Below are 8,680 nucleotides of genomic sequence, written 5' to 3' on the forward strand. Positions count from 1 at the left end.
ACTACATTATATATCTATTGTTAACTTGAGTCAATAGCAAGGGAGTTAACATTCCTAGGTTGTCACTTGTTCCGCTATGAATCGTCACTTGTTATGCTATGTAGCCTGTGGCGTTCGTAACTGAATAGGGCAAAGGAAAGCCCGTAACACACCCCTTCTCAAACTATACAGTGGTTATGTTTGTTCAGGGGTATGTTACGGGCTTCTTGGGTTATGTGAGTTAGGTAGTTACGGAACGCCACAAGGCTACTACTCGTAACGGCGTTCCTCAGGGGATTGGAAGATTGCAACATACAATCGTTGAAATTATAAATGATAGGTGATACAATAAATGCAGCTAAAGATTTAATGAACAAACACACAAAAACTCCCTGGGATGGCACCTAGGGAGTTTTATTTTATATTAGTTATAGATTATCTTTTTAGCTGTCGCTCTAAGTGTCGCTCTAAATGTCGCTCTAAGTGTCGCTCTAAATGTCGCTCTAAATGTCCCTCGAAAGAAATTCATACTTTTGGTGTAGTCATTTTTCGTGTTTACTTTTATAATATAAGGTAAGAGTCTATTTTAGAAACAATGGTTCAAGTTTTTGGAGTCATGGCGTGATGAAAGGAACTACCCTAGAATCGAGAGTTAAGGATAGATGTATACATGTAAGCGCGTAAGGTTGTTGTTTTGGAGGGCTAGATGATTGTCCTAGATGCAAATGCAGGTGTTCCCATGTACGAGCAGGTATATGAGGCTGTAAAAGTGCATATTGAACAGGGTTTGTTCCGTCCAGGGCAGCGACTTCCTTCTATACGTGCTATGGCGGCGCAGTTAGGTGTGAGCAAGATTACGGTGGAGCAAGCCTATTTGCAGTTGGCTACGGAAGGATATATTCAAGCCCATAACAGGGCGCCTTATGAGGTACTAGAGATTCCCCAGCCTTTAGTTGGATATTATGACGGGATGACTCCTATTAATAGTACGTCTGATCGAACATGTGGAATCGTGGGTAATCTAAGAGAACCTAAGGAAGAGGTTCTTTCATCAGTGAAACCCAAAAGTATAGCGCAAAGTGTAACGGATACTATAGAACAGAAGGTAGAAGGGACAATAGCATATCGTGATAAGAGTACGGTTTGTATAGCAAACCATGCTTTGCATAAAGAAACGAATAGACAAGCTCCTTCCATTATCTACAATTTTGCTACTGGGGCGATGGATCCGGAGGGATTTGACTTCAAACGGTGGAAACGCTTTATTGGCTATGCCTTACGAGATACAAAGAGGCTCATGACCTATGGTCGGCTAGAGGGAGAACCAGAACTGCGGTCAGCGTTGAATCAATATTTACAACAGGCGAGAGGTGTGCGGGCATCAGCAGAGCGAGTGCTCGTGACTAGTGGTACTCTTAATTCGTTGCATATGATTGCGTCCCTGTTACAACGTCAAGGTAAATCAAAAGTAGCTATAGACCGTCAAAGCCCCAGTTTTGCCAAGGCTGTATGGAAAGACTACGGATTTTCTGTGTTAGAGGTTGATACAGGAGACTCGCAATTGATTGCTACATTGCAAGCGACGAATGTGGAAGTCCTATACTGTATGCCGTCTCACGGTGATAGTATGGGTCGTATTATGACGATCCAAGAGCGGACAGAGTTATTGCGGTGGGCACAGAGTCAAAGGGCTTTTATCATAGAAGACGATTATGACAGTGAACTTCGCTATTATGGAAAGCCTGTGTTATCATTGCAAGGCATGGACTTTCAAGATTGCGTCATCTACATGGGTACGCCGTCGAAGGTATTACCGCCGTCGATTCGGTTGAGTTACCTAGTGCTACCCATAGTTCTTTATGAGGACTTTCACAAGCATCGCAAGGCCTATGGGCAAAGTGCCGGTGTGTTAGAGCAGTTGGCATGGGCCATGTACATGGATGAAGGGGAGTGGCACAAGCAAATTCGCCGTCTTCGCAAACATTATTTAGAAAAAAGTAAGTATTTTACTAGCTTGTTGCGCCACTATTTGGACGATACTTATGAGGTTATCGATCCAGAGGGTGGTGTCTATGCGGGAATTCGCAAGGCGCACAATAAGGACGATGTATTTCGTACACGAGCATTAAAGGCTAGTTGTGACATCAAGGTCATAGACAGAGATGAGACCGGCATAGTAGAGGTGTTGTTATCGTTCAGCGGTATACCGACCCGTGATTTAGAACGGGCGGTGCAGGTATTAGCTGAGGCTTGGAAAGGGTTATAATATGGGCATACCATTTCGATTTATACAATGTGGGGATCTCCATTTAGGGGCGCCCTTTCGCTATTTAAAATCTTTTGGCAGATCCTTGGACGAGGCTATGATGCGCGCCACCTATGGGTCCTTTCAGAATATCGTGAACTTGGCCATCCGTCAGCGTGTGGCGGCGGTACTCATCACGGGGGACGTCTATGATGGGGCGGATCATCCTCTTGAGGCGGAGATGCACTTTGTGCGGGCCTGTGAAAGTCTCGCTAAGGAACACATTCCTGTCTACGTGGTACAAGGCAACCACGATCCTGCGGAAAGTTGGAAACGACATATGCCATTGCCAGACAATGTCCATATCTGTGCAGCGGACCGGGTGGATCGGTTTTCTCTCCTGGTGCGAGGCCAAGAGGTGGCGGGCATCTATGGTCGCAGTATCTCCGGTGATACCCAGTATGAGGGCCTAGCATCGGACATCCATCCTTTGCGCAGTGATCCCTTTTCTATCGCCCTTGTGCATGGAACGGTAGGCAGTCATGAAGGCCATGACAAGACGGGGCCTTGCTCTATGGATGCGTTACGGCGTATTCCTATTCAGTATTGGGCATTCGGTCACATTCATAAGCGCCAGATTTTGAGCGAACAGCCTCACATCGTCTATGCGGGCAATACCCAAGGATTGCACCGTGGTGAAAGCGGCCCGAAAGGGTGCTATGTGGTGGATGTATCTAGTCGTGGCACGGTAGAGGTACACTTTCACGAGACCAATACGATCCGATTTGCAGAAGACACCATCGACTTAGGACGAGTGCAATCCGTAGTAGAGATGCTGGAAATGTTGCGACACAAAAAAGAAATGCTTCGAAAACCGGGCGTGTCCATCCTATTGACACTTAGACTGACAGGCGAAGGAATTTTATCAGAAGTAGCAAGTGACAATGCAGTGCGTGCGTCTTGGATGGAGGAGTCGCAAGCCGAGGAAAGTGGCAAGTACGGCGTGTATATCATCGGTATCGAATGCGATACTTTTAGTAGTGATAAACAAGGCGCTGCGCCAGGGATGGTCAGCGATTATGTGAAAGCCTTGGATACCATGGATACTGGCGGGGATTCGTTACTGAAGATTGTGACAGAACGACCAGAGTGGAAACGCTTGGGCATGTATAGTCAGTTGGTGACGGACGACATGGTGCAATCTGCCTATGAAAAGGCACGACGAGAAGGGATCCGTTTATTACAGGGGAATGAGTATGAAGATTAAAGAAATATATATAGAACACTATGGCCCCTATGAACAGTGGACCTTTCAGCCCCATGAAAGTGGGTTACATGTGCTATACGGGCCGAATGGAAGCGGAAAAACAACGCTGCTTCAAGCTTTTCGTGGCATTTTGCTAGGAACGAAACGGAAAGAAGAACCTGTAGAGGGTCATATTGTGGTGGAACGAGAAGGCAAAACCTACCACATTGGTCGCAAAGGAAAAACCTTAGACTTTTACGAAGTGGGTGGCCAGCGGTATACGGTGGAGCCTGCGGAATTGTGGTGGCAAGGGTTAGACAAAAAGACCTATGATCGCATTTTTGCCATTACCTTGGATGACTTACAAGGGGTGGATATTATCCAAGAGGTAGACGTGCGCACACGGTTCTTTGGTGCCGAAGGTGGGGAATCCTTGGGGACCCTCGTGAAAGACGTGGATGCATTAGCTAGCCAATTACTAGTGGCATCGCCTACGGGAAAACGAACGATCAATACCTTGTTGGACCGATTGCAAGAGGTGGAACGAGATATCCGGAAGTTACAACAAGGAGAACAAGAGTACTATACTTGGCAAGCTTCGTTGGAAGAACTGGAAAATAAAGAAGCTACATTGCAAGAACAACGACAAGAGCGAAAGGAATATTTGCAAGACGTAGAGCGAGTTCTTCGTGCTTGGGATACGTATAAACGGGGAGAAGAAGCGAAGCAGAAAATGCTCCAATTCCACGTGGAAGAGTCCTTGGAGCGAGAGGTCTTTTTAGAATTAGATGAAGAAATCCGCCGTTGCCAGGAATATATGCGCGTGTGGCGTGGCAAGGAAGAGGGCTTGGTGCCAGATAACTTCGACCCAGAAGATAGACTGGGTATGTATGAACAAGAGATTGAAAGTTTGTACCAAGAAGTATCGAAATGGACGCAGTTAGAAAAAGAATGCCGTGAAGGGGATTTGTACTTAGAAAAAGTGAAAGCCCAGCTAGCATTCATTCGAAAATCTCATGTGTATTGGCGCGATGTGGAAGACTTTCCAAGTGATGTGAATTGGTACGATGGGGAGCAAGTGGCGCGCCAGTTGCGCAGTGCTCGTGAGGCCTATGAGGCGTGGCAACGACGAGAGCCGTTTCCACAAGATGATCGAGCTCGTGAGGTGACGGAAACGGTAACAGCCCTAGAAACCAAGCATAAGAACTTAATGGCACTGAAAGAGGCCTATTTAGCACAAGAATCGACGGATTCCGTAGTAACGGTGAGATCTGGACGTTCCTATTATCTAGGGGGCGTTGTACTAGCCGCGCTAGGCGTAGCTTTGTTGGCTTGGCATATGACCTATGCAGAAAGAATCGGTATACAGGCTATAGGTGGAATCTTTGGGATATTGTTAGCGTTCGGACTAGGCTATCAAGGATATAAGATTGGAAAAGTGAGTCCAGAAGTTGTTGTTACACATAGTAAGGATGTTTCTGACTTAGAAACTAAAGCAGGACGATCCATGCCGGCTACAGAATCTGACTATGAAAGTTTACTTTCAGAGATACAGGCAGTAGAGGAAGCAATCAAAGGATATGGAGACGATGTGAGCCATTTCAAAGCCTACGAAGTGATGAAAGCCCAGTGGGTGGCAGAAGGCAAAACATTGGAAGCGGCAGGTAGTGAGACCATGGATGCATGGGAAGCGTGGTTGCCAAAGGCAGCTAAACAGACGAACCGAGATGATGCGTTCTACGGCATGAAGGAAGAATACCAAGCCTACCATGAGCGATTGCGTGAATTTGAAGGATACCAAAAGCAAGTGGGCTTGCATCATGAACAATTAGAAGCCATCGTGAATCGGTGCCGAAACTTGTGGGCTTCTTTGCAGATACACACGGTGCCATCCATCGTGGAGTTACGAGTGGTGTATAATCAGCTACAATTGCACAAGCAAAATCGTGTGCGGTGGGAGCAAAAAGAAAGCCAGCGTAAAAACTATCGAGAAGAATATGCCACGTGGAGCAAGAAAGAAAAAGAATTGTTCCTAGCCCAAGAAGAGTTGATTCAAAAAGGTGGCATGAAGAGTGCCGCGGAATATCGTCAGCGTTTGTTGCAACAAGATCAGCATAAGCAATGGGAGACCATTTATCGCCAAAGCCAACGGCAACTAGAATTGTTGGCGCCGAAAGAGTTTCATAGGGATGTATGGTACCGCCGTTTGCAAGGCAATGATAAAGGCAAATGGGAACTGGAGTACTCCCGTAGTGAAACGGAATTGGCGAATATTGAATCATCTCTACAGGCATTGTATGAAGAGCGAGGTACTTTGCAAGAATCCATGCGCCACTTGAGCACATCCCATGCAGTGTCCGAAGCCTTATTGAAAAAAGAACAGCTAGAAGCGGAACTCCGAGAAGCCTTGGAAGCGTGGATGACCTATGTGTTTATCAACCATGGTATGGAGCTGGCGCAACAAGAATACGAAACAGATCGGCAACCGGCGATGCTGGCGAGGGCGTCTGATTATGTGAAAGCCATGACGGGTGGCATCTATACATTGCATATGGACGACACACATAAGGGGGCTTATGTGAAAGATACGACGGGTCGAGAGATTCCCCTAGGAAAGTGGAGCAGTGGTTTAGGCGATCAAGTGTATTTGGCATTACGATTAAGCCTAGCAGAGGCCTTCGCTGAAAAGATTGAATCCATGCCATTGCTGTTGGATGACGTGTTGGTGCGCTTTGACCTAGAACGGCAGAAGCTCACATTGCAGGTCATAGAACAGTTGAGTGAACGTACACAAGTGTTCCTGTTTACTTGCCATGAGACGACGAGCCAATTGGCTAGTGAAAGGGTACATCGATTCGATCTCAGTCGTGATGTTACTTGTAAGGCTATGTAGGTCGTCACTTGTAACGTTATGTAGCCTGTGGGTCGTTACTTGTAACGTTATGTAGCTTGTGGCTGTCATTATCTGAATAGAGCAAAGGGAAACGAGCAACACATTCCTTCACAAACGGTATTTCATAATGTTTGTTCAGGAACATGTTGCTCGTTTCTGTGTTTCGTATATTTAGTGAGTAAAGGCTGCCACAAGGCTACTACGCGTGACGGCGTTCCTCAGAAGATTGGAAGAGTGCGGCATCCTCCTCACAAACGGTACTTTATAATGTTTGTTCGGAGCACGCCGTGCTCTTCTTGTGTTTGTGTATTTAGCTAGAAAGGCCCGCCACAAGGCTACTACACGTGACAGCGTTCCTTTGGGGGGCTCTTTTTTGTTGCTTTAAGTATAGCGATTTTTAAGGTTTAGCTAGCGATAAAAGTTCACGTTATGAGTAATTTGCAGTATAATAGTAATCGAAGAGTCAACGACGTGTTGTTGGGCTCATCTCTTCCTAATATGGGGGGAGGTGGTACTATGAAAAAATTTAGAAAAATCTATAGATTGATTTTAATTCTAAAATTAATAGTACAACTCATTGATTTGTTTAAGTAATTAATGAAAAAGCCTAACGTAAAAGATAAGTACTGCTAATACTTATACACGTTAGGCTATCCATTTTGCAGTTTTTGAGATGAGCCTAACGCCTTCACACGTTGGTGGCTCTTCTTTTGTTACTTTTAGTATAGCATGGTTTATAGATGTATTACAAGGCTAATATATGTGTAGAGTTCGTGTGCTAGATATTCCGATGTAAGAGTAGTATAATACTCACTATATGAGAGGAGCGGATGATGAACTATTCTTGGATACGGAAATATTGGATATATATAACAGCGGTGGCGGTGCTGATTATTGCTGGCGGTCTCTTCGCATGGATGCAGCCCAAAACGGTGCAAGTGGTGAATCCTGTGGAACGTCAAATGCCGGTGCGCATCAGTCATGAGGCGAATATTACGGCATTGCATAAGGCTAGCGTGGAACCGACGGTGTCGGGACCAGTGTCTACTTTCACAGTGAAAGTAGGTGACATGGTGAAAGTCGGTCAAGTGTTGGCTATGATTGATACCACATCGCTACAACAACAGTTACAGTCTTTATTAGGGCAGTTACAGGAAGCACGCAGTCGAGCGCCACAGCAGAATACATCTACCACAGTGGTAGGTGGTAGCGTATCATCAGCGGATGTAGAGCGGGCACGATATATGCGTGATGCTGGCATTATTACGAATCGTGAGTTTGAATCGATTGCGGCCAGAGCACAATCACAAGTGGTAACGGTTCCATCCTATACAGGCGGATCTGGGGTAGATACTTCTGGAATAGAAGCTGCTATTGCAAAAATACAAGCGCAGATGGCAGCTGCCCAAATACTTTCGCCGATGGAAGGAAAGGTGGCGGCTATTTATAATGAAGATAGAAAGATTGCCATCGAGGGAAAACCGTTGCTGCTAATACAACAAGATTCCCCAGTAGTGGCTACGTTGAGTGTACCCCAAAGCTTTGGTGCGATTTTGAAACAGCCCAACATCACTGGTGGCGTACAAGTCTATTTAGATATAAATGGAACGCAGGTGCCGGGACAAATTACATTTGTGGGAACGGAATCGGGACCTAGTATTACTGTGAAAGCAACTTTCAATGTGCAGCCGGGGCAAGTGACGATTGGTGAGTTCTATACATTGATGATTGAAACGAAAGCGGAAGCACCAGCGCTTACTTTACCTAAAGAAGTTATTCGTGATGGAGAAAATGGCAAGTTTGTGTATGTATTGACGGAAAATAATACAATAGATATGAGAACTATTGAGACGGGCTTAGAAGTAGATGGTGTGGTGACCATACTGGATGGACTATATCCAGAAGATCGAGTGGTGACTACGAAAGGGAACTTTGAGCTAGGTGAAAGCGTTCACTTGTGATCCTATGTAGCCTGTGGTGGTTTTAACTAAATATGATGAAGGGAAGAGCACGGTATACCTCCTCTCAAACGGTATTTCATAATGTTTGTTCGGGGGCACACCGTGCTCTTCTCGGGTTTGCTTGATTTAGTCAATAATAACACCACAAGGCTACTACGCATAACTGCATTCTCTTCGGGGAAGAAATTTTAAATTGGGGGTTGCTTTTTATTTGGAAATAGAATATACTATTAAACATGTTCAAGAGAACATATTGTTCATACTCGTTTGAGTAGTGAATGAAAAAAGATTAAAATAACTGTTGACACGAAATTGTGAATCTGTTATTATAATCTAGTCGCCACAACACAGTGTTG

4 protein-coding genes are annotated in these 8,680 nt (G+C 45.3%); all 4 read left to right on the forward strand.

Features of this window, described 5'->3' with window-relative positions:
* Positions 1–685: 685 nt before the first annotated feature.
* The 4 genes from EO116_RS07570 to EO116_RS07585 all read left to right on the forward strand — a co-directional run bounded on the left by EO116_RS07570 (position 686) and on the right by EO116_RS07585 (position 8,324).
* Entirely contained in the window at positions 686–2,245 is a 1,560-nt protein-coding gene (locus EO116_RS07570) for a PLP-dependent aminotransferase family protein (protein WP_240629150.1), read from the forward strand.
* Position 2,246: 1 nt separating this feature from the next.
* Entirely contained in the window at positions 2,247–3,491 is a 1,245-nt protein-coding gene (locus EO116_RS07575; protein WP_127161304.1) for an exonuclease SbcCD subunit D, read from the forward strand.
* Positions 3,481–6,363 carry an AAA family ATPase gene (locus tag EO116_RS07580; RefSeq protein WP_164726099.1) on the forward strand — a complete coding sequence of 961 codons (2,883 nt, stop codon included), beginning with the start codon at positions 3,481–3,483 and terminating at the stop codon, positions 6,361–6,363. Before EO116_RS07575 ends, EO116_RS07580 begins: the two co-directional genes overlap by 11 nt.
* 830 nt (positions 6,364–7,193) lie before the next feature.
* The gene (locus EO116_RS07585) at positions 7,194–8,324 is read left to right on the forward strand and encodes an efflux RND transporter periplasmic adaptor subunit (RefSeq protein WP_127161306.1); all 1,131 of its coding nucleotides are present in this window, start codon (positions 7,194–7,196) and stop codon (positions 8,322–8,324) included.
* The last annotated feature ends 356 nt before the right edge of the window (positions 8,325–8,680 follow it).

Source organism: Veillonella sp. VA137, assembly GCF_003992015.1.
GTDB lineage: Bacteria > Bacillota > Negativicutes > Veillonellales > Veillonellaceae > F0422.

Coding starts and splice junctions, on each gene's coding strand:
- EO116_RS07570 (WP_240629150.1), top strand. CDS start 686: ATGATTGTCCTAGATGCAAATGCAGGTGTTCCCATGTACGAGCAGGTA.
- EO116_RS07575 (WP_127161304.1), top strand. CDS start 2,247: ATGGGCATACCATTTCGATTTATACAATGTGGGGATCTCCATTTAGGG.
- EO116_RS07580 (WP_164726099.1), top strand. CDS start 3,481: ATGAAGATTAAAGAAATATATATAGAACACTATGGCCCCTATGAACAG.
- EO116_RS07585 (WP_127161306.1), top strand. CDS start 7,194: ATGATGAACTATTCTTGGATACGGAAATATTGGATATATATAACAGCG.